We start from the raw sequence: 26,722 nt of genomic DNA on the forward strand, positions 1-26,722 counted from the left end.
GTCGGGCGGCAGGCGGCTCGCGCGACGCATCGCCGGTCAATCCCGCGACGGCGGGCGCGCGTCGAATGCGACGCTGCCTGACAATCGGTCGGATGCGGCCGGCGTGGCTGCCGCGGCCGGCGCCGCAGGCGCGACCGGCCGGCTGACGACCGGTTCGACCCGCTGCTGCGGTGCGGACGCCGGCGCCGGTTCGACCGGACGCTTCGCGTCGCGGGCCTCGAGCACCAGCGCCTTCTCGCGCCGCCGCACGGCCGATGCGAGCCGCACGCCGCCGAGGCCAAGCACGATCAGCGCGACCCCGGCCAGCGCCGACAGCACGCGGCCGGCGGCCGCGAGCGCGGGACCGTTGCCGGTGCCGAACGACCACACGACCGTCAGCACGCCGATCAGCCAGTTCACATGACCGACCACGCGCGCGACGGGCGTCGTGAGTTCGCCGTTGACCGCCGCATGAAACGCGAGCCACGCGAGCCCGAGCAGCGCGATGCCGAACGCCTGGCCGAGCATCGCCGGCTGGATGTTCGCGAGTTGGAGCGCATTGAACAGCGCCTGCCAGGGTGTCAGCACGAACAGCACGCCGAACCCCAGCAGCAGCATGGCATCGACGATCAGCACGGCTCGCAGCAGCGGTTTCATCGGCGATCAGTCCACGTGGTAGTTCGGTGCTTCCTTCGTGATCTGCACGTCGTGCACGTGCGACTCGCGCATGCCCGCCGCGGTGATCTGGACGAATTCGGCCTTGTCGTGCAGCTCGTCGATCGTGCGGCAGCCGCAGTAGCCCATGCTCGCACGCACGCCGCCGACCAGCTGGAACAGGATCGCGTTGACCGAGCCCTTGTACGCGACGCGGCCTTCGATGCCTTCCGGCACGAGCTTGTCGATGTTCGCGGAGTTGTCCTGGAAGTAGCGGTCCGCCGCGCCGTCCTTCATCGCGCCGACCGAACCCATGCCGCGATACGACTTGTACTGACGGCCCTGGTACAGGAACACGTCGCCCGGCGCCTCTTCGGTGCCCGCGAACATGCTGCCCATCATCACCGCGTTCGCGCCGGCCGCGAGGGCCTTCGACACGTCGCCCGAGAAACGCACGCCGCCGTCGGCGATGCACGGCACGCCGGTGCCCTTCAGCGCTTCCGACACGTTCGCGATCGCGCTGATCTGCGGCACGCCGACGCCCGCGACGATCCGCGTCGTGCAGATCGAGCCCGGGCCGATACCGACCTTGACCGCGTCCGCGCCGTATTCGACGAGCGCCTTCGCGGCAGCGGCCGTCGCGATGTTGCCGCCGATCACCTCGACGTGCGGGAAATTCTGCTTGACCCAGCGCACGCGCTCCAGCACGCCCTTGCTGTGACCGTGCGCGGTGTCGACGACGATCACGTCGACGCCGGCCTGCACCAGCAGCTCGACGCGCTCTTCGTTGTCGGGGCCGACGCCGACCGCCGCGCCTGCGCGCAGCTTGCCGTGTTCGTCCTTGCACGCATCCGGGTGTTCGGTCTGCTTCGTGATGTCCTTGACGGTCATCAGGCCGCGCAGTTCGAACGCGTCGTTGACGACCAGCACGCGCTCGAGGCGGTGGCTGTGCATCAGCGCCTTCGCTTCGGCGAGCGGCGTGCCTTCCTTGACCGTGACGAGACGCTCGCGCGGCGTCATGATCGACTTGACCGGTTCGTCGAGGCGCGATTCGAAACGCAGGTCGCGGTTCGTGACGATGCCGACGAGCTGCGGGCCTTCGACGACCGGGAAGCCCGAGATGCCATGCTGACGCGACAGCGCGATCACGTCGCGCACCTTCATCTGCGGCGGAACCGTGATCGGGTCGCGCACGACGCCCGATTCGAAACGCTTGACTTTCGCCACCTCGCGGGCCTGCTCGGCCGGCGTGAGGTTCTTGTGGACGATACCCACACCACCCTGCTGCGCCATCGCGATCGCGAGGCGACCTTCGGTGACCGTGTCCATCGCGGCGGACACGAGCGGCATGTTCAGGGAGATGTTGCGGGTCAGCTTGGTCTTCAGGCTGGTGTCACGCGGGAGAACGTCGGAGAAGGCGGGAACGAGGAGCACGTCATCGAAAGTGAGTGCTTTTTGGATCAGACGCATGGCAAATCCTATGGGCGCAAAAGCGAATTATACGCGAAGCGCTGCGAATTTTCACAACACGAACAACGGGTTAGCCGTCGCCGAGCGTTCGGGGGCCGAATCGTTCGGATCGCCGTTCGGTTCGTTTTCGATCGCTTTTCGTTTCACCCGGGCATCGACCCATTCGCGCAGCCGGCCGGAATTCGGGCCGATCACGCGTCGTTGCCGTACGACGCGGCAACCGACGGCGCCCCCGCTCGATGCGCGTTGGCGGCCGCGAGCACCGCTAGGCGAGCCCCGCCGCGGCGCACGCGATCATCATTGCGCCGGCGCCGGTCGCGACGCCTCCGGCGATCCGCGCGACCCGCTCGCCGGCCGGAACCAGCCGCTCGGCGGCGATGGCCAGTGTCACGACCGCCATCACGCGTAGATCCATCATGCCGGCCGCCAGTGCAACGGCCATCAGGTTCCCGCAGCAGGCGCCGCACCGCAGCGCGGCCCGCACGCCGTGCCGCCATGCGGCGCCGGCCCCTGCCCGCCGCGCATCTCCGGCGTCCGGTGCGTGCCGGCAGCAGGCAAGCCGGCGCAGCTTCCAGCCGGAAAACTGCAGCACGCCGGCGCCAAGCATGATCGCGCCGGCAGCAAACGGCATCGCGGCAGCAACTGCGGACAGGCGCGTGGCGGCCGCCGCCAACGCCGCGCCGACGGGAAACACCACGGCACCAACCGCCATCCACACCGAGAAATACCCGGCGCCCACGATCGCGACGAACCATGCCGCACGCGCGTCGCCCGCCGGGCCGAAGCTTTGCCGGTATCGCCAGAGCACCGGCGCCAGCACCGGCAGCATCATCGTCACAGTCATCGCGCCCCACATGCCGGCGAACCCGGCGAACGCGCGCCCTGCCCGCCATCCGCACGGCCGGAGCCACCCAGCCGACAGCGTCCAGCCGCCCGCCATCGGCATGCCGCCGATCGCGTCCATCGCTGCGTGCTGCGCGAGCGTCGCCCACACGGCGGCGGCGAACACCGCGGCGAGCGCGGCGCCGAACGCGAGCCGGCCGCCGCCCGCAGCGCCGGTCGCAGCCGGTTTCGTCGCGATGTCCATCACTCGCTCCCGTTGCGGTTCGGCCCGCGTTCAACCGCGTGCGTATTCGTCATGGCGACGCCACCACACGCCGGTCTCGTTGCGCCCGAGCGGCGCGCGATCGAGCCACTGGTACATGCCCCACAGTCCGTCGAGCCCGCGCGCGTAGGTCGAATACGTGTGATAGACGACGCCGTCCTCGCGCACGAACGCGCTCATCCCCGGCCGGTCGCGCGAGTACGTGGCGGCGTCGGTGCCGCACGTCGCCGCGAACTGCGCGACGGCGGCCGGCGGCGGGTCCATGTCCATCGCGTGGCCGGCCCGCGCGTAGTTGTATTCGACGTCGCCCGCGCGCTGCTGCGCTTCGGTGAACGACACGTTGAAGTCGAAATTGAACTCACCGCCGTCCGACGACGCCCACGGAAAGCGCCAGCCCATCCGCTGCCGGTACGCGAGCAGCTTCGCGAGCGGCGCGCGCGACACCGCGGCGAGCGTGACGTCGTGGTTCGCGAGGTGGACCGCAAAGCCGTCGAAGCCATCGGCCAGCGCGGAGCACGACGGGCAGCCGGCCTTGTAGTCGGGACCGAACATGAAGTGATAGACGAGCAGTTGCGAGCGGCCGCCGAACAGATCGTCGAGCGTCGCCGGGCCGTGCTCGGTATCGAACCGGTAGGTCTTGTCGACGCGCACCCACGGCAGCGCCTGGCGCCGCCGCGCGAGCTCGTCGCTCTGCCGTGTCAGTGCCTTTTCCGCGTCGAGCAGCGCGCGGCGTGCAGCCAGCCATTCGGTGCGTGTTCCGGTGAGATGGTTCGTCATTGCGGGTTCCTCCTTGGGACAGGGATCCGGGCACGGCGCATCTGCCGTGTGCGTGGTGCTAGATTAGGGCCGGGCATCGGACGGCAGGGAGTGACAACTGTGTCGGGATTCGGATGGATTCGCTGATCACGGCCGCGGCACGCGCGCTTGCGGCGGGCGACCCGCTCGGCGCGCTGAACCGCGTCGCGCTGCGCGACGACGCGCCGGCACTCGCGTTGCGCGGCATCGCGATGGCGCAACTCGGCGATTTCGAGCGTGCGCGGGCGCTCGTGCGCGGCGCGGCCCGCGCATTCGGCGCGAAAGAGGCCGTCGCGCGGGCGCGCTGCGTCGTCGCGGAAGCCGAGATCGCGCTGGCGTCGCGTGACCTCGGCTGGCCGTCGCGGTCGCTCGACGCCGCCTGCGCGACGCTCGACGCGCACGGCGACCATGCGAACGCCGCGCATGCGCGCTATCTCGTCGTGCGCCGGCTGCTGCTGATCGGGCACGTCGACGACGCCGAACGCCGGCTCGCGAGCCTCGATCCCGCACCGCTGCCGGCCGCCTCACGCGCGGCGCACGAACTGATCGCGGCCGGCATCGCGATGCGCCGCATCCGCCCGCACGCGGCGCGCATGGCCCTCGCCCGTGCGCGCGCGGCCGCACGGGACGCCGGCATCGCCGCGCTGACCGCCGAAGTCGACACGGCCGCGCGCGTGCTCGATACGCCGGCCGCGCGGCTCATCGCGCGCGGCGCGTCGCGACTCGTGCTGCTCGACGAGGTCGAGGCGCTGCTGGAATCGAACGCACTCGTCGTCGATGCATGCCGCCACGCGGTGCGCGACGCGCGCATGACCGTGTCGCTCGCGCGCCGCCCGGTGCTGTTCGTGCTCGCCCGCCTGCTCGGCGAGGCATGGCCCGGCGACGTGTCGAGAAACGCGCTCGTTGCCGCGGCGTTTCGCGCGAAACACGCGGACGAATCGCATCGTGCCCGCCTGCGTGTCGAGATCGGCCGCCTGCGCGCGATGCTGCGGCCGCTCGCGAACGTCACCGCGACGCCGCACGGCTTCGCGCTCGAACCGCTCGGCCTGCGCGAGACCGTCGTGCTCGCGCGCCCCGTCGACGACCGCCACGCGGCCGTGCTCGCGCTGCTCGCGGACGGCGAGGCGTGGTCGAGTTCCGCTCTCGCCCTCGCGCTCGGTGCGAGCCAGCGCACCGTCCAGCGTGCGCTCGACACACTCGCCGAAGCGGACAAGGTGCAGGCGCTCGGCCGCGGTCGCGCGCGTCGCTGGATGACGCCGCCGCTGCCCGGATTCGCGACGACCTTGTTACTCCCCGCGCCGCTGCCGGGCGACTAGGATGGGTACACCAACGACGAGGCGACAGACATGAAACGATCCACCGCAAACATCCTCCGCGAATACGGCCCGTTTCCGGGCGGCGACGGCGTGCACGGCGTCACGTTCGACGGGCAGCACGTGTGGTTCGCATCCGGCGACAAGCTGAACGCGCTCGACCCGGAGCGCGGCACGACCGTACGCACACTCGACGTCGCCGCGCACGCGGGCACCGCGTTCGACGGGCGCCACCTGTTCCAGATCGTCGAGGACCGCATCGAGAAGATCGATCCCGATTCGGGCCGCGTGCTCGCGACGATCCCCGCGCCCGGCGGCGGCGCCGATTCCGGGCTCGCGTGGGCCGAAGGCACGCTGTGGGTCGGCCAATACCGCGAGCGCAAGATTCATCAGGTGGATCCGCAATCGGGCGCCGTGCTGCGCACGATCGAATCGAACCGCTTCGTCACCGGCGTGACGTGGGTCGACGGCGAGCTGTGGCACGGCACTTGGGAGGCGGACGAGAGCGAGCTGCGGCGGATCGACCCGCGCACCGGGCAGGTGCTCGAGCAGGTCGACATGCCGCCTGGCGTCGGCGTGTCGGGGCTGGAGTCCGACGGTCGCGACACGTTCTACTGCGGCGGCGGCAACAGCGGCAAGCTGCGCGCCGTACGCCGCCCCGCGCGGTCATCCTCCGCGGGCGACAGTGCGGCGGCAGCCGAACCGGCCGAGGGCTGATCCGCCGATCATCACAGCGCGTGCGTGCCCGCCCCGATCTGCGATCCGCGATCCGCGACAAACAGGACCGGATCGCGCCCGATCCCGAACCCCACCCGCTTCCGAGTGCAGGAATGAACAAGACGCGCTCGCGTCGCCATCGCTAAGATGCGCGCTCGTCAGTCTTTCGTTCGGAGCAGTCGATGCAGCGCGGTGTGGTGTATGGCGTCCTGGCAGGCGCGTTGTGGGGCATGGTGTTTCTCGTGCCGCGGCTGATGACCGACTTCTCGCCGCTGCTGCTGAGCGCGGGCCGCTATGCGATGTACGGCCTCGTGTCGCTGGCGGCGGCCTTGCCGGCCGCCCGCTCGCTGCTCGCGCGGCTGACCCGCGAGGATCTCGTCGCGCTCGTGAAGCTCGCGCTCGTCGGCAACGTCGCGTACTACATGCTGCTGTCCGGCGCCGTGCACTTGATCGGCATCGCGCCCAGCTCGCTGATCGTCGGCGTGCTGCCCGTGACCGTCACGCTCGCGGGCCTCGGCGACCACGGCGCGGTGCCGCTGCGGCGTCTCGCCGCGCCGCTCGCGCTGGTGATCGCCGGCATCGTCTGCATCAACGTCGACCTGTTCACATCGGAAGCCGCGCAGGCGACGACGCTCGGCCAGAAGCTCGCCGGTATCGCGTGCGCAAGCGGCGCGCTGGCCAGCTGGACCTGGTACGCGGTCGCGAACGCGCGCTACCTGCAGCGCCACCATCATTTCGGCGGCAACGAGTGGTCGGTGCTGTGGGGTGTCGTGACGGGCCTGATCGGCGGTCTCTGCTGGCTCGCGATCCTCGCGCTGCCGGCCGGCATGGCGCAGGCGGCCGTCCCGGCATCGCGCTGGCAGCTGTTCTGGCTGCTGAACCTCGCGCTGGCGATCGGAGCGTCGTGGCTCGGCAACGGACTGTGGAACGCGGCGTCGAAGCGGCTGCCGCTCACGCTGTCGGGCCAGCTGATCGTGTTCGAAACCGTGTTCGCGATGCTCTACGCGTTCGTCTACGACCACCGGATGCCGCGCACGCTCGAGATCGCCGCGCTCGCGCTGCTGCTGGCGGGCGTCTACGCGTCGGTGCGCCAGCACGGCGATACGCACGCGGGAGGCGCTACGCCCGGCCGCGCGAACGTCACGGCCCACTGAGCGCGGCCGCGGCTGGTCTGACGAATCGGAACGAAAGTACGGGAACGACGCTGCAGCAATGCGTCAGCGCGCGTCCTTGTGCATCCACTTGCGGCCCTCGACGGAGCCCTCGCGGCGGGTCTTGTCGACGCGCCGCTGGCGCGCGAGCTTCGGATCGACGATCAACGGTCGGTAGATCTCGACGCGATCGTGGTCGGCGAGCGGCGCATCGAGGGGAGCGAGCTTGCCGAACACGCCGGTTTTCGCGTGGGCGAGATCGATCTCCGGGTGCAGCGCGAGCACCCCGCTCGCGTCGATCGCCGCGCGCACGGTCGCGCCTTCGGGCAGCGACACCGGAATCAGCGTCTGGCGATCCGGCAGCGCATAGCAGACTTCGATCGACAGCATCGCGTCACCCCTTCCCGTAGCGCTGGTCGGCGCGCTTCACGAACGAATCGACGAACGTGTTCGCGATATGGCTGAACACCGGCCCGATGATCTTCTCGAGCAGGATGCTCGAGAACTCGTAGTGCAGCGCGAATTCGATCTTGCACGCATCGGCGCGCAGCGGAATGAAGCGCCACGAGCCCGTGAACTTCTTGAACGGGCCGTCCGCGAACTCCATGTCGATCCGCGTCGGGCGCTGCTGCGTGTTGCGCGTCGCGAAATGCTGCTTGATACCCTTGAAGTTGATGTCGATGCGCGCTTCCATCCCGCGGTCGTCCTGACGGCGAATCTCGACGCCGCCGCACCAGGGCAGGAAATTGGGGTAATCGGCCACGTCGGTGACGAGGTCGAACATCTGTTCCGCCGAATGACGGATCAATACTGTTTTCTGGACATCTGCCATAAATCGCGCGGCATCGCTCGAAGTGAGAACGCAAGGCCGGGCGATTCTCGCCCCGCTTTGCTAAAATCGTGATTTTAAACGAGTTGGCCCAATCCTTTCATGAGCATCATCGACAACAGGAAAGCGCACTTCGATTATCACATCGAGGAACGCTACGAGGCGGGGCTCGTGCTGGAGGGCTGGGAAGTCAAGGCGCTGCGCGCCGGGCGCGGCCAGATCAAGGAAGGCTACGTCGTCGTCAAGAACGCCGAGATCTTCCTGATCGGCACCCATATCAGCCCGCTGCCCGAAGCCTCGACGCACATCCACCCCGATCCGGTCCGCACGCGCAAGCTGCTGCTGCACCGCGAGGAAATCAAGAAACTGATCGGCAAGGTCGAGCAGCGTGGCTACACGCTCGTGCCGCTGAACTTCCACTACAAGGGCGGTCGCGTGAAATGCGACATCGCGCTCGCGAAGGGCAAGAAGCTGCACGATAAGCGCGAAACCGAGAAGAAGCGCGACTGGGAACGCGAAAAGGCCCGCATCATGCGCGCCGGTACCTGACCACCCGATCCCGCATCGCAAACGACACGGCCCGCTCGAAGCGGGCCGTGTTGCTTTGTATCGCGTGATTCGGGCAGGTGCCGCTCGAGCAGCCGATCAGCGCCCCGGATGAAGCGCTGCGCCGCCGTCACCACGCAAAAGGGATCGCGATTCCGCCGTGCGACGATTCGCCGCATGCGCGGGCCATGCCCCGCCCGCCGGCGCCTGGAACCGCGCGTACGTTCAGCCCTTCCCGGCCTCGGCCGGCACGGCGTTCTTGACGATCGTCAGCGCCGACGCGATCGCGGTGCCGAGATCCGACAGGTTCGCCGGCACGATCAGCGTGTTGCCCTGTTTCGCGAGGTTCGAGAACGCGCCGACATATTGTTCGGCGACCTTCAGGTTCACGGCATCCATCCCGCCCTGCGACTGGATCGCGCCCGCGATCTTCTGGATTGCCTGTGCGTTCGCCTCGGCCACCGCGAGAATCGCGGACGCCTCGCCCTGCGCCCGGTTGATCGCGGCCTGCCGCTCGCCTTCGGACTTCTGGATCGCGGCCTCGCGCGCGCCCGACGCGAGGTTGATCTGCTCCTGCTTGCGGCCTTCGGATGCGGCGATCAGCGCGCGCTTTTCCCGCTCGGCGGTGATCTGCGCCTGCATCGCGTGCAGGATCTCCTTCGGCGGCGTGAGATCCTTGATCTCGTAGCGCAGCACTTTCACGCCCCAGTTCGCGGCGGCCTGGTCGAGCGCCGACACGATGTTGTGGTTGATGAAGTCGCGCTCCTCGAAGGTCTTGTCGAGCTCGAGCTTGCCGACCACCGAGCGCAGCGTCGTCTGCGCGAGCTGCGTGATCGCGAGCACGAAGTTGCTCGACCCGTACGAAGCCTTCATCGGATCGGTGACCTGGAAGTACAGCACGCCGTCCACCTGCAGCTGCGTGTTGTCGCGCGTGATGCAGACCTGGCTCGGCACGTCGAGCGGAATTTCCTTCAGCACGTGCCGGTAGGCGATGCGGTCGACGAACGGCAGCACGATATTGAGACCGGGCGACAGCGTCGCGTGATAGCGCCCGAATCGTTCGAGCACCCACGCATGCTGCTGCGGCACGATCTTCACCGTTTTCGACACGATCACGATGGCGATGACGAGCAGGACAACCCAAATGATCAGCGAATCCATGAAATGTTCTCTCCTTGTTTTATCCGTGGATGATCAGCGCGCGGGTTTCGCGACGACGACGAGACTGTTGCCGCGCACGGCACTCACCTGATACTCGTGTGCATCGTCACGCTCGCCGGTCGCGAGCTCGACGTCCCAGTCGGCGCCGCGATACTGCACGCGCGCGCGGCCGTCATGCCAAGCGTCGACCGTCACGGTCGAGCCAATGTCGAGATTGACGTCCGGATTCGCCGACGTGTCGCGTTTCTGCTTGCGCCCGAGCCCCGAGCGACGCAGCACGATCATCGCGATGATCGCGACCGCGGCGGCCGCCGCGACCTGCACGTGCAGCGCGAAACCGGCGAGCTGCAGCAGCGCGCCCGCGAGAAAGCCGAGCGCGATCATCAGCAGATAAAACGTGCCGGTCAGCAATTCGGCGACGACCAGCACGCCGACTCCGACCCACCAGAACAGATGCCCCGACATCATTGTGGTCTCCCGAAAAACGCCCTCACGCCCGCCATGTTCGCGGTTCGGTGAGTACAAACAAAAACACCCCGGTGCCTACCGGGGTGTTTATAGCATGAACCTTGCATTCTGCCTTCATCGAAAGAGCGGCAAGCCGCCCTTTCGTCAAGGCTGCGTTACCGACCGTTACTTCCGGTTGGCGAGCGCCTGCCACGTATCGATGATCGTGTCCGGGTTCAGCGAGATCGACACGATGCCTTCGTCGGTCAGCCATTGCGCGAAGTCCGGGTGATCGGACGGGCCCTGGCCGCAGATGCCGACGTACTTGCCCATCCGCAGGCAGGTATCGATTGCACGCTTCAACAGGAACTTGACGGCCGGGTCGCGTTCGTCGAAGTCGACGGCCAGCAGTTCCATGCCCGAGTCGCGATCGAGGCCGAGCGTGAGCTGCGTGAGGTCGTTCGAACCGATCGAGAAACCGTCGAAGTGTTGCAGGAACTCTTCGGCAAGAATCGCGTTGGTCGGGACTTCACACATCATCACGAGGCGCAGGCCGTTCTCGCCGCGCTTCAGGCCGAACTTCTCGAGCAGGCCGACGACGCGCTCCGCCTGCTTCACGGTACGCACGAACGGCACCATGATCTCGACGTTGGTCAGGCCCATCTCGTCGCGCACGCGCTTCAGTGCACGGCACTCCATCTCGAACGCCTGCGCGAAGTCTTCCGCGATGTAGCGCGACGCGCCGCGGAAACCCAGCATCGGGTTTTCCTCGTCCGGCTCGTAGCGCGAACCGCCGATCAGCTTCTTGTACTCGTTCGACTTGAAGTCGGACAGACGCACGATCACGGGCTTCGGATAGAACGCCGCGGCGATCGTCGCGACGCCTTCCGTCAGCTTGTCGACGTAGAACTGGCGCGGCGACGCGTGACCCCGCGCGACGCTCTCGACCGCCTTCTTCAGGTCCTGGTCGATGTTCGGGTACTCGAGGATCGCCTTCGGGTGCACGCCGATGTTGTTGTTGATGATGAACTCGAGACGCGCGAGGCCAACACCCGCGTTTGGCAGTTGCGAGAAGTCGAACGCGAGCTGCGGGTTGCCGACGTTCATCATGATCTTGACCGGGATTTCCGGCAGCTCGCCGCGCTGCACTTCCGTGACTTCCGTCTCGAGCAGCCCGTCGTAGATCTTGCCTTCGTCGCCTTCCGCGCACGACACGGTGACGAGCGCGCCGTCCTTCAGCACGTCGGTCGCGTCGCCGCAGCCGACCACTGCCGGCACGCCGAGCTCACGCGCGATGATCGCCGCGTGGCAGGTGCGGCCGCCACGGTTCGTGACGATCGCCGCCGCACGCTTCATCACCGGCTCCCAGTTCGGGTCGGTCATGTCCGCCACCAGCACGTCACCCGGCTGCACGCGTTCCATTTCCGACGGATCCTGGATCACGCGCACGGGGCCCGCGCCGATCTTCTGGCCGATCGCGCGGCCCGTCGCCAGCACCTGCGACTGGCCCTTCAGCTTGAAGCGCTGCTCGGCCTTGCCGCTCGCCTGGCTCTTCACCGTTTCCGGACGTGCCTGCAGGATGAAGATCTTGCCGTCGCGGCCGTCCTTGCCCCACTCGATGTCCATCGGACGCTGGTAGTGCTTCTCGATGATGACCGCGTACTTCGCGAGCTCGATCACGTCTTCGTCGGTGATCGAGTAGCGGTTGCGCTGCTCGTGCGGCACGTCGACCGTCTTCACGCGGCCCGGCTCGCCCGGCTGCGTGAATTCCATCTTGATCAGCTTCGAGCCGATCGAGCGACGGATGATCGGGTACTTGTCCTGCGCGAGCGTCGTCTTGAACACGTAGAACTCGTCCGGGTTCACGGCGCCCTGCACGACGGTTTCGCCCAGACCATAGCTCGACGTGATGAACACGGCGTCCTTGAAGCCCGATTCGGTGTCGATCGTGAACATCACGCCGGCCGCGCCGACGTCCGAGCGGACCATGCGCTGCACGCCGGCCGACAGTGCGACCTCGGCGTGCGTGAAGCCCTTGTGCACGCGATACGAGATCGCGCGGTCGTTGTAGAGCGACGCGAACACGTGCTTCATGCGATCGAGGACGTCGTCGATGCCGACGACGTTCAGATACGACTCCTGCTGACCGGCGAACGATGCGTCGGGCAGGTCTTCCGCGGTCGCGGACGAACGCACGGCGAACGACAGCTCGGCCGGCGAGCCGCTCTTCAGGATTTCGAACTGGGCGCGAATTTCCTCTTCGAGACGTGCCTGCATCGGCGCATCGACGATCCATTTGCGGATTTCGGCACCGGCTTCGGCGAGCGCCTTCACGTCGTCGATGTCGAGCGACTCGAGACGCTTGGCGATGCGATCGGTCAGATCGTTGTGCTTGAGGAAATCACGGAAGGCGAGCGCGGTCGTGGCGAAACCGGTGGGTACGCGAACGCCTGCTTCGGAAAGCTGGCTGATCATCTCGCCGAGCGACGCATTCTTGCCGCCCACGATCTCCACATCGGTCATCCGCAACTGCTCGAACGGGATTACATACGCCTGGTCCTTTGCGACGTTTGCTGCGTTAGTCATACAAGCCCCTAAGTGTGAAAAAAATGCTCGATTGCGCAAGTGGGCTCGGACGCGGGCGCCTGCAAAAAGGCGCGGCGCGTCTTGCGCAACCTGTTGGAGAAACAATCGCGTGGGCGAAAGATCAGCGAAAAATCGTCCGACCCGATTTGCAAAAATCCCGGCAGAAGGGCGATATATTCAGACGAATCGCCGAACTTGCCGGGAGTTTTCGAATCGAGCGACCAAGCCTGGGGCGCCGTTCGTATCCTGCCCCTGCAATTGCTTATCCAACAGGTTGCCGCTATTCTACCGTGCCGGCTGCCGGATGTGGCGCGACCTTGTCTCCGCGTCTGGAGGCGAACCTCCAGCCGCCTGCGCAACCGCCCTTCACGCTCGACGCCCAGATTCATGCTGCCTACCGTTTTCATCGTCTCCGACGGCACCGGGATCACTGCCGAAACCTTCGCGCATTCGATCCTCTCCCAGTTCGACCAGAAATTCCGTCTCGTGCGCCTGCCGTTCGTCGACTCGCTCGAGAAGGCCTATGCGACCGTCGAGAAGATCAACGACGCCGCCGTGCACGACGGCCGCCGCGCGATCGTCTTCACGACGCTCGTCGACAGCGAGTCGAACGACATCGTCAAGCGCTCGAACGCGCTCGTGCTGGACATGTTCCAGCGCTTCGTCGAGCCGCTCGAGCAGGAACTGGAGCTGAAGTCGAGCCACGCGATGGGTCGCGGCCACCAGAACGCGGATACCGAGGAATACAAGACGCGGATCGAGGCGATCAACTTCTCGCTCGCGCACGACGACGGCCAGTCGAACCGCAACCTGTCCGAAGCCGACGTGATCCTGGTCGGCGTGTCGCGCAGCGGCAAGACGCCGACGAGCCTGTATCTCGCGATGCAGTACGGCGTGAAGGCGGCCAACTATCCGCTGATTCCGGAAGACTTCGAGCGCGGCAAGCTGCCGTCGGCGCTGTCGCCGCATCGCGACAAGCTGTTTGGACTGTCGATCGATCCGCAGCGCCTGTCGGAGATCCGCAACGAACGCCGCCCCGGCAGCAAGTACGCGGCGCCGGAGAACTGCCGCTACGAGATCAACGAGGCCGAGGCGATGATGCGCCGCGAAGGAATCAAGTGGCTGTCGTCGACGCACAAGTCGATCGAGGAAATCGCGACGACGATCCTGCAGGAAATCCGTCTCGACCGGCAGTCGTACTGACGACTGGCGCGCCGGCCGCCGTCAGGCCGCCGCCAACAGCAAAAAGGCCGCTTACGCGGCCTTTTTTCGTGATGTGGGATACGCGCGGGCGACGCCGTGCGTCACGGCGTCATGTCATGCGCGCCGCTGCTGCCGCACCTGCTCGAACAGGCACACCGCCGCCGCGGCCGCGACGTTCAGCGACTCCATTCCACCGGGCTGCGGAATCGTCACGCGATGCGTGGCCGCGTCGCGCCAGAACGCTGACACGCCGGCGCCCTCGTTGCCGAACACCCATGCGACGGGGCCGGCCAGGTCGCAGTCGTAGACCGCTTGCGCGCCGTGCGAATCCGTCAGCGCGACCGGCACGTCGAGCCGCGCGGCGAGCGCATCCGGCTCGACATCCTCGTGGATCGACAGCAGGAAGTGCGCGCCCATCCCCGAACGCAGCACCTTCGACGACCACGCATACGCGGTGCCCGGCGCGCAGAACACGTGCCGCACGCCGGCCGCCGCCGCACTGCGCAGGATCGAGCCGACGTTGCCGGCATCCTGCACGCCGTCGAGCACGACCGACGTATGCGTGACGCGCTCGGGCAGCGGCTGTGTGGGCCGGTCGACGAGCAGCAGGAAACCGACGCCGCTGACCACGTTCGACAACTGGCCGAACAGCGCGTCCGGCAGCGTGACGACCCGCTGCGCGTCGATGCGCGCGATGATCGCCTGCGCTTCGGCGTGCGCGAGCGCGCCTTCGGTCGCGACGCACAGCTCCGGTGTCGCGCCCGTATCGAGATACGCGCCGGCGAGATGGAAACCTTCGAGCAGCGCCTGGCCGCCGCGCCGCTGGTGAGACGTCGAGCCCGCGAGCGCCTTTAGGCGCTTGTACAGCGGGTTGTCGCGGGATGTAATGCTCTTCATCAGGGGCCTGTTCCCGCTAATAACGGGCTTGCGAACGTGCGTTGCCGGCTGTCCCCCAAGGGGAGTGCCTTCGGGCGCGTGCCACAAGCACGGCGCGCCGTTGAGCCGCGCCGAACCCGCGACGCGCGACGTCGCCATGCGGCCGGCAACGCACGTTCACGAAACTAAAAAACCCTTTCCGGCGGGGCCGCCGGAAAGGTCGATCGTGGCGTCATGCTCGCGGCGAATACGCGAGGTATTCGCCGTGCCCCTTCCCTCGCGCTCGACCCTTCTGGCGGCCGGCGCAAGCCCGTTCTCAGCGGGAACCGGTCATCAGGTCGAGCGCCTCGCGCACGGGCGCGAACGAGCGCCGATGCACTTCGCACGGGCCGTGCTCGCGCAGCGCGGCAAGGTGTTTCGGGGTGCTGTAACCCACGTGCACGTTGAAGCCGTACACCGGGAAGCGTTCATGCAGATCGACGAGCATGCGGTCGCGCGTGACCTTCGCGAGAATCGACGCGGCCGAGATGCTCGGCACGAGCGCGTCGCCGCTGACGATCGCCTCGGCACGCACCGTCAGCGTCGGACAGCGGTTGCCGTCGATCTGGGCAAGCGTCGGCAGCACCGACAGGCCCTCGACGGCCCGCTTCATCGCCAGCATCGTCGCGTGCAGGATGTTCAGCGTGTCGATTTCGTCGACGCTGGCCGACGCGACGCAAAACGCGCTCGCGCGCGCGACGATCAGGTCGTACAGCGCGTCGCGCTTCTTCGCGGACAGCGCCTTCGAATCGTCGAGCCCGTCGATCGGCCGTGCGGGATCGAGGATCACCGCGGCGGCCACGACCGGCCCCGCGAGCGGGCCGCGGCCCGCTTCGTCGACGCCGCAGACGATCTCGTCGGGCCGACTGAAGTCGAAACCGCCCTGCAGATCGGCCGACGCGCGGCGGCGTGGCACACGGATGGCCGTCATGCGCGCCCCCTGCGTTGCTCGAGCACGCGCACGACTGCTTCGGCGGCCTTCGCGGCCGTGTTCTGACGCAGCGAAAGATGCATTTCGGTAAAGACTTCGGTCAGCGTGCGGCGGTTCGCGTCGTCGCGCAGTTGCGTGAGCGTCGCATCGGCGAGCGCCTCGGGCGTCGCGAAATGCTGCAGCAACTCGGGCACGACGAAGCGCCCCGCCAGGATGTTCGGCAAGCCGACGTACGGCAGGTAACCCTGCCGGCGCATGATCTGCCCGGTCAGCCAGGGCACCTTGTACGAGATCACCATCGGCTTCTTCAGCAGCGCGGCTTCCAGCGTGACGGTGCCGCTCTTCACGAGGATCGCGTCGGCGGCCGTCATCGCGACCTGCGAGCGGCCGTCGGTGATCGTCAGCGCGAGTTGCGGATGGGCGTCGACGAGCGGCTGCAGCAGCTCGCGCAGCGCAGGCGTCGCCGCCGGCATCACGAACCGCACGCCGGGCTCACGCTGCTGCATCAGCGCCATCGCCGCGAAGAACGTCGGGCCGATCAGCCCGATCTCCGAGCGCCGGCTGCCCGGCAGCACCGCGATCACCGGGCCGTCGGCGGGCAGGCCAAGCGCGATGCGCGCGCCGTGCGTGTCAGGCTCGAGCGGAATCTCGTCGGCGAGCGGATGACCGACATACGTCGATGCGACGCCCGCCTTGTCGAGGATCGCCGGTTCGAACGGGAACAGGCACAGCATGTGGTCGACGGACTTCGCGATCTTCTTGATCCGCCCGCCGCGCCACGCCCAGATCGACGGGCACACGAAGTGGATCGACGGGATGCCCGCATCGCGCGCGGCCTGCTCGACGCTGAAATTGAAGTCGGGCGCGTCGACGCCGATGAACGCGTCGGGCCGCTCCGCGAGCAACTGGCGCTTCAACTCGCCGCGAATCCGCAGGATCTCGGGAATCTGGCCCAGCGCCTCGACGTAGCCGCGCACCGTGAGCTTGTCCATCTGCCAGTGCGAGTCGAAGCCGTGCGCGAGCATCCGCTGCCCGCCGATTCCGTAGTAGCGGGTCGACGCGGGCAGCCGCTCTTGAAGCCCGCCGAGCAGCGACGCCGCGAGCAGATCGCCCGACGGCTCGCCGGCCACCATTGCGAGCCGGAGCTGATTGGTCGGGAGCGACATCGCTTAGCGGATGATGCCGCGTTGGGACGCGTCGATGAACTCGACGAACGCGGTGACCGCTGCATCGCCTTCGCCACCCGCGACCGCCAGCTCGCGCAACTGCACCTTCGCTTCCTCGAGCGACAGGCCGTTCTTGTACAGCAGGCGGTACGCGCTGCGCAGCGCCGAGATCGCGTCGGGAGAGAACCCGCGCCGGCGCAGGCCTTCGACGTTGATGCCGTGCGGCTCGGCCTTGTTGCCGGCCGCGATCACGAACGGCGGCACGTCCTGCACGAGCGCCGACGCGCCGCCCAGCATCGAATGCGCGCCGATGCGCACGAACTGGTGCACGCCCGACATCCCGCCGATGATCGCGTAATCGCCGATCTCGACGTGACCGGCCATCTGCGCGTTGCTCGACAGGATCACGTTGTTGCCGACGCGGCAGTCATGACCGATGTGCACGTAGGCCATGATCCAGTTGTCGTCGCCGAGCGTCGTCACGCCGACATCCTGCACGGTGCCGGTGTGGATCGTCGTGAATTCGCGGATCGTGTTGCGGTTGCCGATCACGAGCTTCGTCGGCTCGTCCTTGTACTTCATGTCCTGCGGACGGCCGCCGACCGACGCGTAATGGCCGATGCGGTTGTCCTCGCCGAGCGTCGTGTGACCTTCGATCACGCTGTGCGAGCCGATCGTCGTACGCGCGCCGATCGTGACGTGCGGCCCGACGATCGCATACGGCCCGATCTCGACGGACTCGTCGATCTGCGCGCCCGGTTCGACAATCGCGGTGGGATGAATCCTGGTCATGCGCCGTTGCCTCTCGATATGATGTGTCGCGTTGCTCGCGTTACGATATCCATGCGTGCCGCGTCGCTCAGGGCGCCGCGTCGGCCGTCTTGACCGTGCACATCAGTTCGGCCTCCGCCGCCACCTTGCCGTCCACTTCCGCCACCGCCTTGAACTTCCAGATGCCGCGGATGTAACGCACGAACGTCACGTTCAGAATCAGCTGGTCGCCCGGTTCGACCACGCGCTTGAAGCGCGCGCCGTCGATGCCGACGAAGTAGTACAGCGTGTTTTCCGGATCCTTCGGCTGCTCTTCCGCGAACGTCAGCAGCGCGGCTGCCTGCGCGAGCGCCTCGAGGATCAGCACACCCGGCATCACCGGCCGCTTCGGGAAGTGTCCCTGGAAGAACGGCTCGTTGATCGACACGTTCTTCAGCGCTTTGATTCCCTTGTGCGGCTCGAGTTCGAGCACGCGGTCGACGAGCAGAATCGGGTAGCGATGCGGCAGCAGCGTGAGGATCTTGTGGATGTCGAGATTGATTTTTTCAGTGCTCATGATGGTTCGTCTCACGCAGAGGCTGCGCGGTGGTGATGCAAAGGCTGAAGCGGGCCGCCGCGCGGCCCAGTCTGACAAACCGGGCCGGTAGCGCTGGCCGTGCCCGGTTGCTGGTCTCGCATGGCGTCGGTCAGGCGTCCGTGCCGCCCTGGGCGGCCAGCGCGGTTTCGAGCGCCTTGATGCGCTCGCGCAGCTTGTCGAGGTTGCGCACGAGCGCGGCGCTCCGGTTCCATTCGCCGTGGTCGACGGCCGGGAATGCGCTCGTGTAGATGCCGGCCTTCGGCAGCGACTTCGACACGCCCGACTTCGCGGTGATGATGACATAGTCGCCGAGCGTCACGTGGCCGGCGATGCCCGCCGCGCCGCCGATCATGCAGTGGCGGCCGATCGTCGTGCTGCCCGCGATGCCGGCGCTGCCCGCGATCACCGTATAGGCGCCGATCCGGCAGTTGTGGCCGATCTGGACCTGATTGTCGATCTTCACGCATTCGTCGATGACGGTGTCCGCCATCGCGCCGCGATCGATCGTCGTGTTCGCGCCGATCTCGACATCCGGGCCGATGGTCACACCGCCGACCTGCGGGATCTTGACCCAGCTGCCGGTGCGCGCATCGCCGTCGCCGACGAAATCCGGCGCAAAGCCGAACCCGTCGGAACCGATCACGGCACCCGCATGGATGATCGCGCGCGGGCCGATCTTGCAGCCGTGGTACACCGATGCGTTCGGATACAGGTGCGAACCCGCACCGATCGTCGTGCCGCGGCCGATGAACACGTTCGCGTCGAGCTGCACGCCGTCCTCGATCACCGCGCCGGCCTCGACCGTCACGTGCGGGCCGATCACCGCGCTCGCGGCAACCTGTGCGGCCGGATCGATCGTCGCGCTCGGATGCACGCCGGGCGCGCGCGGCGGCGTGGCGAGATCGATGAACATCTGCGCGACGCGCGCGAAATACGCGTACGGATTCGGCGTCACGATGAAATTATGGGGGCCGGCCATCCGGGGGCCGGCCGTAGCCGCGCGCAGCTTTTCGAGATCCTTCGGCGCGATCAGCACCGCGCCGGCGCGGGTCGCCTCGACCTGCGACAGATACTTCGGATTCGCGAGAAACGCGAGTTGCTGAGGGCCTGCCTGGTCGAGCGGCGCGAGGCCGCTCACCTTGCACTGGGCGTCGCCGGCGATCTCGCCGCCGAACCGCTTTACGAGTTCCTCGAGCGTCAATGCCATTCGTCGTCTGCTCCGTTCAGTTCGTCGAGCCGGACGCGAGCGCCTTGAGCACCTTGTCGGTGATGTCGATGCGCGGACTGACGTATACGGCTTCCTGCACGATCAGGTCGTAATTCTGCTGCTCGGCGATCTGCTTGATGACCTTGTTCGCGCGCTCCAGCACCGCCGCGAGTTCCTCGTTGCGGCGCTGGTTCAGGTCCTCGCGAAACTCGCGCTGCTTGCGCTGGAAGTCGGTGTCGAGCTGCGCGAGATCGCGCTGCTTCTGCGCACGATCGGCCGCCGACAGCGACGCACCGTTCTTGTCCAGCGAGTCGGACATCGACTTCAGGCGCGCCGCGAGGTCCTGCAGTTCCTTGTCGCGCTTCGCGAACTCGGCTTCGAGCTTCGTCTGCGCCACCTTGGCGGGCGCCGACTCGCGCAGGATCCGATCCGAATTGACCGCCGCGATGCGGGCGACGTCCTGAGCATGCGCCGTCGCCGCGCCCAAGGCCAGCGCAACGGTCAGCGCACACATCACTCGTTTCGAAAACTTACCGGTTAGCAAAATTACCCTCTCGTTGCTGTTGTATGCGTTCGATCAGAACGCCGTCCCGATCTGGAACTGGAATTTCTGGTACTGGTCGCCTTCATGCTTCTGCAGCGGGAAGCCGAGGCTCAGCTTCAGCGGGCCGATCGGCGAGATCCACGCGAGACCCACGCCGTAGCCGTAACGCAGGCCGTTCGCGCCGGTACTCGTGCCGCCCGGCGCGTTACCCCACACGTTACCGCCGTCGAGGAACGTGAACACGCGCAGCGTGCGGTCGTAGCCGGTGCCCGGCAGCGGGAACGTCAGCTCGATGTTGCCGACCAGCATCTTCGAACCGCCGATCGGGTCGTTCGTCTTCGTGTCGCGCGGGCCCAGCGAGCTCGGCTCGTAGCCACGCACCGAGCCGATACCGCCCGCGTAGTAGTTCTTGAAGATCGGGTACGGGTTGCCGATACCGTTACCGTAGCCGCCTTGCAGGTTCATGCCCAGGATGAAGCCGCGCGAGAACGAATAGTAGTACTGCGCCTGCAGGTCGGCCTTGTAGTACTGGATCTTGCCGACCGGCACGCCGTACTCGACGTTCGCCTGCGTGAAGTAGCCGCGGCTCGGGATCAGCGCGCTGTCACGCGCGTCGCGCGACCACGCGACGGTCAGCGGCACCGTGTTCGACACGCGGCCGAACTGGTTCACGTAATCCTGGTAGCTCTGCGGCGTGTTCGAGTCGACATCGAGACGGTTCTGCTCGAAGCCCGCGCCGAAGTAGACGGTGTCGACTTCCGAGAACGGAATGCCGAACTTCAGGTTGCCGCCCGCGCTGATGATCCGGAAGCTCGAGCTCGTCGAATAGTAGAGCGGCTGGTACGTGCGGTAGTAGACGTCCGTGATCCGCTTGATGCCGTCGACCGTGAAGTACGGATCGACCTGCGTGACGGTCAGCGTGCGGTAGCTCTTCGCGGTGTTGACGTTCACCGACAGGCTCGTGCCCGAGCCGAACACGTTGTCCTGCGACACGCCGGCCGACAGCACCACCTTGTCCGTCGACGAGAAGCCCGCGCCCAGCGTGATCGCGCCGGTTGGCTTTTCATCGACCTTCACGGTCACGTCGACCTGGTCGTTCGTGCCTTCGACCGGCACCGTCGTCACGTCGACGTTGGTGAAGTAGCCGAGACGGTTCACGCGATCCTTCGACAGCGCGAGGCGGTTCGAATCAAACCACGAGCTTTCGAGCTGGCGCATTTCGCGGCGCACGACTTCGTCGCGCGTACGCGTGTTGCCGACCACGTTGATGCGGCGCACGTACACGCGGCGGCTCGGATCGACGACGAGGTTCAGGTTCACCTTGTGGTTCGCCTGGTCGATGTCCGGCTGCGCGTTGACGGTCGCGAATGCGTAGCCGTATTCGCCGAGCTTGTCGACGATCGACTTCGTCGTTTGCTGCAGCTTTTCGGCCGAGAAGCGATCGCCCGGCTTGATCTTGATCAGCTTGGTCAGTTCGGCTTCGCGATCGAGCAGGTTGCCCGACAGCTTGATGCCCGACACCGTGTACGGCTCGCCTTCGTGGAGCGTGACCGTCAGGTACATGTCCTTCTTGTCGGGCGAGATCGACACCTGGGTCGACTCGATGTTGAACTCGAGGTAGCCGCGGTTCAGGTAGTACGAGCGCACGGCCTCGAGGTCGCCCGTGAGCTTTTCCTTCGAGTACAGGTCGTTCTTCGTGTACCAGGAGAACCAGTTCGGCGTGGACAACTGCATCTCGTCGCGCAGCTTGCTGGTGCTGAACGCCTTGTTGCCGATGAAGTTGATCTGGCGGATCTTCGCGCTCGGGCCTTCGGCGACCGCGAACAGGATCGACACGCGGTTCGCGTCGACCGGCGTGATCGTCGTCTTCACCTCTGCCGCGTAGAAGCCGCGCGTCAGGTACTGACGCTTGAGCTCCTGCTCCGCCTTGTCGACGAGCGCCTTGTCGTAGTAGCGGCCGTCGGCCAGACCCACAGCGCGCAGCGCCTTCGTCAGGTTGTCCTTGTCGAATTCCTTCGTGCCGGTGAAGTCGATCGACGCGATGGCCGGACGCTCCTGCACCTGCACGATCACGACGTTGCCCTGGGTGGCAATGCGCACGTCGTTGAAGAAGCCCGTCGCGTACAGCGCGCGAATTGCTTCGGATGCCTTGTCGTCGGTGAAGGTATCGCCCTGCTTGATCGGCAGGTAGGCAAACACCGAACCCGCTTCGACGCGCTGCAACCCCTCGATCTTGATGTCTTGCACCACGAACGGTGCCGCTGCATGCGCCGCGAGGCCGTGCGCGGCGAGCGCGGCCGCTGCAACTGTCTTAGGTACAAAGCGATGAGGTTTGAACAACGTGCATCCCCAATATTTAGCTGCATCAAATCAGGCGGCGGCCGACTGGCCGCCGCCTGACGCTTCAGAAATGGATTAACCGAGCCAGGTCGTTGAACAGCGCGATCGCCGACAATGCGACGATGCAGATCAACCCGGCTCTTTGCAGAATCAGCTGCCAGCGCTCCGAAACGGCTTTCCCGGTCGCGGCTTCAACCAGATAATATAACAGATGCCCCCCGTCCAAAACGGGAATCGGCAGCAAGTTCAACACCCCGAGGCTAATGCTGACAAGGGCGAGGAACGACAGGAAGGCCGACGGACCGAGCCGTGCGCTCTTGCCCGCGTAGTCCGCAATCGTCACCGGACCGGACAGGTTCTTCAGCGACGCGTTGCCCGTGATCATGCGCCCGAACATCTTCAGCGAATAGACGGCGATGTCCCACGTGCGGTGCGCACCGAGCCGCAGGCTCTCGATCGGACCGTAGCGCACGTCGACCGACGGCGTGTGCATCGACAGCGCCGCGCCGATGCGGCCGACCGGCTGCCCCGTCTCGTCGTCGCGCTGCGCCTGCGGCACGATCGACACCGTCTGCGTGGCGCCGCCGCGTTCCACGCGCAAGTCGACCGCCTGCCCCGCGTGGTGCTTCACCGCGTCGATGAAGCGCGAGGCGCCGCCGATGGGCTTGCCGTCGAGCGCGAGCAGCTTGTCGCCGGCCTTCAGGCCCGCGCGCTCGGCCGCGCTGCCGGGCTGCACCGACGCCACCGACAACGTGCCGCCGCCGGTCTCGAAGCCCAGGTGCGTCATGAAATCGTCGTCGAGCGCGCTTTCGGGAACGTTGCGCAGGTCGACGCGGAAGTCGAACGTCGACGCGCCGCCGTCGCGCGCGCCGAGCACGACCTCGCGATGATCGAACGCGGCGGCCAGCAGCTTCCAGCGCAGATCCGACCACGAACGCACCGGCACGGCCTCGCCGCCCTGCGCGTCGCCTGCGTGCACGTCACGGATCGAGACGATCGTCTCGTTGCCGTCGAAGCCCGCGCGAGCCGCCACCGTGCCGGCGGCCGGCGGCGCGAGCACCGCGGCCGGTTCGGTCACGCCGGTGGCGAATACGACGGAAAACAGGACGATTGCCAACAGGAAGTTCGCGATCGGGCCGGCGGCGACGATCGCGATGCGCTTGAACACCGATTGCCGGTTGAACGCCTGGGCGAGCTCCTCGGGCTTGATGTCCGCCCCCGGCTCGCGCTCGTCGAGCATCTTCACGTAGCCGCCGAGCGGCAGTGCGGAGAGCGTCCATTCGGTGCCCGTCCGGCGGCTGACCCAGCGCGCGACGGGCTGGCCGAAACCGATCGAGAAACGCAGCACCTTCACGCCGCACCAGCGCGCGACACGATAATGTCCGTACTCATGCACGACGACCAGCACCCCGATCGCCACCGCAAACGCGATCAGTTCGACCAGCACGTTCATGAGCACCTCATTCAGACAGTACGCTCCACGCGGGGCGCAGGCGCTTTCGCAATGATCTCGGCGGCGAGGCGGCGTGCCTCGGCATCCGCCGCAAGGACGTCGTCGAGCCCGTTCGGGCTGCGGTTCGGCAGCGCATTGAGCACCGCGTCGACCGTGGCCGCGATCGCCATGAAGCCGATCCGGCGCTCGAGAAACGCTTCGACCGCGATTTCGTTCGCCGCGTTCAACGCGGCGCTCGCGATACCACCCTCTTCAAGCGCCTTCAGTGCGAGCGCGAGGCACGGGAACCGCGTGTAATCGGGTTTTTCGAACGACAGCTGCGCGATCTGCGCGAGGTCGAGCTGGTCGACACCGGCGTCGACGCGCTCCGGAAACGCCAGCGCGTGCGCGATCGGCGTGCGCATGTCGGGGTTGCCGAGCTGGGCGAGCACCGAGCCGTCGCGGTACGACACGAGCGAATGGATCACGCTCTGCGGGTGGATCAGCACGTCGATCCGGTCACCGGCCAAACCGAAGATCCAGTGCGCCTCGATCACCTCGAGGCCCTTGTTCATCATCGTCGCGGAATCGACCGAGATCTTGCGGCCCATCACCCAGTTCGGGTGCTTGCAGGCTTCGTCCGGCGTCACGTCGGCGAGCGTGGCCGGCTCGCGCGTGCGGAACGGACCGCCCGATGCGGTCAGGATGATCTTCGAGATCCCGCCGTGCTCGTTCTCGTCGCGCGGCATGCACTGGAAGATCGCGTTGTGTTCGCTGTCGACCGGCAGCAGGATCGCGCCATGGTCGCGCACGGCGTCCATGAAGATCGCGCCCGACATCACGAGCGATTCCTTGTTCGCCAGCAGGATGCGCTTGCCGGCGCGCGCGGCCGCGAGGCTCGGCGCCAGGCCGGCCGCGCCGACGATCGCCGCGACGACGGTGTCGCAGCCGTCGCTCTTCGACACGTCGACGAGCGCCTGCGGCCCGTACAGCACGATGGTCTTGCTGCCCGCCGCGCGCAGCTTTGCCTCGACGTGCGCCGCCGTGTTCGCATCGCCGACCACCGCGACTTCGGGTGCGAAGCGCAGGCACTGCTCGACGAGCTTGTCGCCGTTGCGGTGCGCGGTCAACGCATAGACCGAGAAACGCTCGGGATGGCGGGCGACCACGTCGAGCGTGCTGTCTCCGATCGAGCCCGTGGAACCGAGCAGTGTCAGACGTTTTTGCATAACAGAAATAGTGGTTTAACCAAGCAGCAGCATTGCGAGCGGCAGCACGGGCAGCAGTGCGTCGACACGGTCGAGCACGCCGCCGTGCCCGGGCAGCAGGCCGCTGGAATCCTTCACGCCCGCCTGACGCTTGAGCAACGACTCGAACAGGTCGCCGATCACGCTGTAGGCGACCAGCAGCGTCAACGCGGCCCACGCGCCGGGCATCCCGTAGCGGGTGGCGAATGCGGAAAACAGGGTCGGCTCGAACCAGTGCGCCGCCATCGCGACACCCGCGACGACCATCACGGCGAACCAGCCGCCGATCGCACCTTCCCAGCTCTTCCCGGGACTGATCGTAATGGCCAGTTTACGCTTTCCGAAGGCTTTGCCCGCGAAGTATGCACCGATATCGGCCAGCCAGACGACCAGAAGCAGCGACAACACGAACGGAACGCCCTCGGCGCGCGCCGCGACGAGCGCGTGCCAGCAGGCCGCGAACACGACGAGCCCGGCCGCGAGCAGGAACGCCCGCCACACGCCGCCCGCGAGTTCCGGCTTGCGCCGCAGCGAGAACGGGCCGACCAGCAGCCAGAACACGCCGGCCGCCATGAAAAGGGGACGGGACGAAGCCGCACCGACGCCGAGCGGCGCGGTCGCCGCGAGCGCGGCCGCGGCGACGATTGCATAGACGATGGAGCCGGTCGCACCGAGCTTCAGCAGGCGCGCCCATTCCCACGCGGCGAACACGAGCACGACGCCGATCAGCGCGCCGAACGCGGTGAGCGGCGCGAACAGCGTCACCGGCAGCAACACTGCCAGCATCACGACCGCCGTGATCACACGGGTCTTCAGCATGAAAGGGAATCGGCGTTCTGCGATTGCGGTTCGAGCTGCGCGCTGGTGCGCCCGAAACGGCGCTCGCGCTCGGTATACGACGCGATCGCGTCGGCGAGCGCCGCGCCGTCGAAGTCCGGCCAGTATTTGTCGGTGAAATAGAATTCCGCGTACGCGAGCTGCCACAGCAGGAAATTGCTGACGCGCTGCTCGCCGCCGGTGCGGATGAAGAGATCGGGCTCCGGCGCATAGGCCATTGCCAGGTGCGGCGCGAACGCGTCTTCGGTCACATCGACCTCGCGGCCCTCGCGCACGGCCTGCTCGACTAGCTTCTTCGTCGCTTGCAGGATGTCCCAGCGGCCGCCGTAGTTCGCGGCGATCGTCAGGGTCAGGCGGGTGTTGCGCGCCGTCTTGGTCTCGGCGCGGCGGATCAGTTCGCGGATGCGCGGCTCGAAGCGCTCGAGATCGCCGACCACCCGCAGGCGGATCCCGTTCGCATGCAGCTTGCCGATCTCGCGCTCGAGCGCGGTGATGAACAGCCGCATCAGGAACGACACTTCGTCGTTCGGCCGGCGCCAGTTTTCCGAACTGAACGCGAACAGCGTCAGGTATTCGACGCCGGCGCGCGCGCAGCCTTCGACCACCGCCCGCACGGCATCCACGCCGCGGGTGTGCCCCGCGACGCGCGGCAGGCGGCGTTCGGTCGCCCAACGGCCGTTGCCGTCCATGATGATCGCGATATGACGCGGCACGGCGCCGACGTCAGGCACGCGAACAGTAGAGCTTGTATAGGTCATGGCCGTTGAGACAGTAATGCGGGAAGAAGGCGGCGCGCGAG

General features: G+C 67.0%; 27 protein-coding genes. 5 read left to right on the forward strand and 22 right to left on the reverse strand.

Annotated features, from left to right (window positions below; translation table 11 throughout):
• Window positions 1-36 precede the first annotated feature (36 nt).
• The 5 genes from ACP26O_RS10135 to ACP26O_RS10155 all read right to left on the reverse strand — a co-directional run bounded on the left by ACP26O_RS10135 (window position 37) and on the right by ACP26O_RS10155 (window position 3,985).
• Window positions 37-636, reverse strand: a complete 600-nt coding sequence (locus ACP26O_RS10135; RefSeq protein ID WP_175664894.1) for a hypothetical protein — start codon at window positions 634-636, stop codon at window positions 37-39.
• A gap of 6 nt (window positions 637-642) precedes the next feature.
• Entirely contained in the window at window positions 643-2,103 is a 1,461-nt protein-coding gene (gene guaB, locus ACP26O_RS10140; protein WP_006761441.1) for an IMP dehydrogenase, read from the reverse strand.
• Between the two features lie 51 nt (window positions 2,104-2,154).
• Window positions 2,155-2,298, reverse strand: coding sequence for a hypothetical protein (locus ACP26O_RS10145; protein ID WP_175664796.1), 144 nt, complete (start codon window positions 2,296-2,298; stop codon window positions 2,155-2,157).
• A 70-nt stretch (window positions 2,299-2,368) separates the two neighbouring features.
• The gene (locus ACP26O_RS10150) at window positions 2,369-3,190 is read right to left on the reverse strand and encodes a DUF2182 domain-containing protein (protein WP_175664895.1); all 822 of its coding nucleotides are present in this window, start codon (window positions 3,188-3,190) and stop codon (window positions 2,369-2,371) included.
• A gap of 30 nt (window positions 3,191-3,220) precedes the next feature.
• Window positions 3,221-3,985, reverse strand: coding sequence for a DUF899 domain-containing protein (locus ACP26O_RS10155; RefSeq protein WP_175664896.1), 765 nt, complete (start codon window positions 3,983-3,985; stop codon window positions 3,221-3,223).
• Between the two features lie 113 nt (window positions 3,986-4,098).
• Here ACP26O_RS10155 and ACP26O_RS10160 point away from each other — a divergent pair, with 113 nt between their 5' ends.
• The 3 genes from ACP26O_RS10160 to ACP26O_RS10170 all read left to right on the forward strand — a co-directional run bounded on the left by ACP26O_RS10160 (window position 4,099) and on the right by ACP26O_RS10170 (window position 7,187).
• Window positions 4,099-5,319 (forward strand): helix-turn-helix domain-containing protein, encoded by a 1,221-nt coding sequence (locus ACP26O_RS10160; RefSeq protein WP_175664897.1) that lies wholly within the window; start codon window positions 4,099-4,101, stop codon window positions 5,317-5,319.
• Window positions 5,320-5,349: 30 nt separating this feature from the next.
• Window positions 5,350-6,033, forward strand: coding sequence for a glutaminyl-peptide cyclotransferase (locus ACP26O_RS10165; RefSeq protein WP_175664898.1), 684 nt, complete (start codon window positions 5,350-5,352; stop codon window positions 6,031-6,033).
• A 182-nt stretch (window positions 6,034-6,215) separates the two neighbouring features.
• Window positions 6,216-7,187, forward strand: a complete 972-nt coding sequence (locus tag ACP26O_RS10170; protein WP_175664899.1) for a DMT family transporter — start codon at window positions 6,216-6,218, stop codon at window positions 7,185-7,187.
• 63 nt (window positions 7,188-7,250) lie between these two features.
• Here ACP26O_RS10170 and ACP26O_RS10175 read toward each other — a convergent pair whose 3' ends face one another.
• Together ACP26O_RS10175 and ACP26O_RS10180 are read right to left on the reverse strand one after the other, a co-directional pair.
• The gene (locus ACP26O_RS10175; RefSeq protein WP_006752170.1) at window positions 7,251-7,574 is read right to left on the reverse strand and encodes an RnfH family protein; all 324 of its coding nucleotides are present in this window, start codon (window positions 7,572-7,574) and stop codon (window positions 7,251-7,253) included.
• Window positions 7,575-7,578: 4 nt separating this feature from the next.
• Complete coding sequence (locus ACP26O_RS10180) at window positions 7,579-8,016, reverse strand: type II toxin-antitoxin system RatA family toxin (RefSeq protein WP_011657270.1); 438 nt, start codon at window positions 8,014-8,016, stop codon at window positions 7,579-7,581.
• 99 nt (window positions 8,017-8,115) lie between these two features.
• Here ACP26O_RS10180 and smpB point away from each other — a divergent pair, with 99 nt between their 5' ends.
• Entirely contained in the window at window positions 8,116-8,562 is a 447-nt protein-coding gene (gene smpB, locus ACP26O_RS10185; RefSeq protein ID WP_006752168.1) for an SsrA-binding protein SmpB, read from the forward strand.
• 222 nt (window positions 8,563-8,784) lie between these two features.
• Here the strand turns inward: smpB and ACP26O_RS10190 are convergent, their stop codons facing one another.
• The 3 genes from ACP26O_RS10190 to ppsA form a co-directional block, all read right to left on the reverse strand.
• A complete protein-coding gene (locus tag ACP26O_RS10190) occupies window positions 8,785-9,720 on the reverse strand; it encodes an SPFH domain-containing protein (protein WP_126228084.1) in 936 nt (311 codons plus the stop codon).
• A gap of 33 nt (window positions 9,721-9,753) precedes the next feature.
• The gene (locus ACP26O_RS10195; RefSeq protein ID WP_126228085.1) at window positions 9,754-10,188 is read right to left on the reverse strand and encodes an NfeD family protein; all 435 of its coding nucleotides are present in this window, start codon (window positions 10,186-10,188) and stop codon (window positions 9,754-9,756) included.
• A gap of 165 nt (window positions 10,189-10,353) precedes the next feature.
• The gene (gene ppsA / locus ACP26O_RS10200) at window positions 10,354-12,753 is read right to left on the reverse strand and encodes a phosphoenolpyruvate synthase (RefSeq protein ID WP_006752165.1); all 2,400 of its coding nucleotides are present in this window, start codon (window positions 12,751-12,753) and stop codon (window positions 10,354-10,356) included.
• A 387-nt stretch (window positions 12,754-13,140) separates the two neighbouring features.
• On the opposite strand from ppsA, the gene ppsR reads away from it, so the two are divergent.
• Entirely contained in the window at window positions 13,141-13,956 is an 816-nt protein-coding gene (gene ppsR / locus ACP26O_RS10205; protein WP_006752164.1) for a posphoenolpyruvate synthetase regulatory kinase/phosphorylase PpsR, read from the forward strand.
• A 114-nt stretch (window positions 13,957-14,070) separates the two neighbouring features.
• Here the strand turns inward: ppsR and ACP26O_RS10210 are convergent, their stop codons facing one another.
• From ACP26O_RS10210 to uppS, 12 genes are all read right to left on the reverse strand, one after another.
• Window positions 14,071-14,853 (reverse strand): TrmH family RNA methyltransferase, encoded by a 783-nt coding sequence (locus ACP26O_RS10210; protein WP_175664900.1) that lies wholly within the window; start codon window positions 14,851-14,853, stop codon window positions 14,071-14,073.
• A 295-nt stretch (window positions 14,854-15,148) separates the two neighbouring features.
• Window positions 15,149-15,802: a ribonuclease HII gene (rnhB, locus tag ACP26O_RS10215; RefSeq protein WP_175664901.1), complete on the reverse strand. Its 654-nt coding sequence runs from the start codon at window positions 15,800-15,802 to the stop codon at window positions 15,149-15,151.
• Complete coding sequence (gene lpxB / locus ACP26O_RS10220) at window positions 15,799-16,968, reverse strand: lipid-A-disaccharide synthase (protein WP_011657277.1); 1,170 nt, start codon at window positions 16,966-16,968, stop codon at window positions 15,799-15,801. The genes rnhB and lpxB overlap by 4 nt, the downstream gene beginning before the upstream one ends.
• Before the next feature lie 3 nt (window positions 16,969-16,971).
• Window positions 16,972-17,760 (reverse strand): acyl-ACP--UDP-N-acetylglucosamine O-acyltransferase, encoded by a 789-nt coding sequence (lpxA, locus tag ACP26O_RS10225; protein ID WP_012364129.1) that lies wholly within the window; start codon window positions 17,758-17,760, stop codon window positions 16,972-16,974.
• Window positions 17,761-17,827: 67 nt separating this feature from the next.
• Window positions 17,828-18,295, reverse strand: coding sequence for a 3-hydroxyacyl-ACP dehydratase FabZ (gene fabZ / locus ACP26O_RS10230; protein WP_041491210.1), 468 nt, complete (start codon window positions 18,293-18,295; stop codon window positions 17,828-17,830).
• Between the two features lie 130 nt (window positions 18,296-18,425).
• Window positions 18,426-19,523, reverse strand: a complete 1,098-nt coding sequence (gene lpxD, locus ACP26O_RS10235) for a UDP-3-O-(3-hydroxymyristoyl)glucosamine N-acyltransferase (RefSeq protein ID WP_175664902.1) — start codon at window positions 19,521-19,523, stop codon at window positions 18,426-18,428.
• A gap of 16 nt (window positions 19,524-19,539) precedes the next feature.
• The gene (locus tag ACP26O_RS10240; protein WP_041489826.1) at window positions 19,540-20,037 is read right to left on the reverse strand and encodes an OmpH family outer membrane protein; all 498 of its coding nucleotides are present in this window, start codon (window positions 20,035-20,037) and stop codon (window positions 19,540-19,542) included.
• A gap of 63 nt (window positions 20,038-20,100) precedes the next feature.
• Entirely contained in the window at window positions 20,101-22,407 is a 2,307-nt protein-coding gene (gene bamA, locus ACP26O_RS10245; RefSeq protein ID WP_011657281.1) for an outer membrane protein assembly factor BamA, read from the reverse strand.
• 64 nt (window positions 22,408-22,471) lie between these two features.
• Window positions 22,472-23,860, reverse strand: coding sequence for an RIP metalloprotease RseP (gene rseP / locus ACP26O_RS10250; RefSeq protein WP_175664903.1), 1,389 nt, complete (start codon window positions 23,858-23,860; stop codon window positions 22,472-22,474).
• 11 nt (window positions 23,861-23,871) lie between these two features.
• The gene (locus ACP26O_RS10255) at window positions 23,872-25,068 is read right to left on the reverse strand and encodes a 1-deoxy-D-xylulose-5-phosphate reductoisomerase (RefSeq protein ID WP_105833978.1); all 1,197 of its coding nucleotides are present in this window, start codon (window positions 25,066-25,068) and stop codon (window positions 23,872-23,874) included.
• Window positions 25,069-25,083: 15 nt separating this feature from the next.
• Window positions 25,084-25,905: a phosphatidate cytidylyltransferase gene (locus ACP26O_RS10260; protein WP_175664904.1), complete on the reverse strand. Its 822-nt coding sequence runs from the start codon at window positions 25,903-25,905 to the stop codon at window positions 25,084-25,086.
• Window positions 25,899-26,681 (reverse strand): polyprenyl diphosphate synthase, encoded by a 783-nt coding sequence (gene uppS, locus ACP26O_RS10265; protein ID WP_006758563.1) that lies wholly within the window; start codon window positions 26,679-26,681, stop codon window positions 25,899-25,901. Before uppS ends, ACP26O_RS10260 begins: the two co-directional genes overlap by 7 nt.
• Window positions 26,682-26,722 lie beyond the last annotated feature (41 nt).

The organism is Burkholderia sp. R-40 (genome assembly GCF_049942845.1).
Classification (GTDB): Bacteria; Pseudomonadota; Gammaproteobacteria; order Burkholderiales; family Burkholderiaceae; genus Burkholderia; species Burkholderia ambifaria.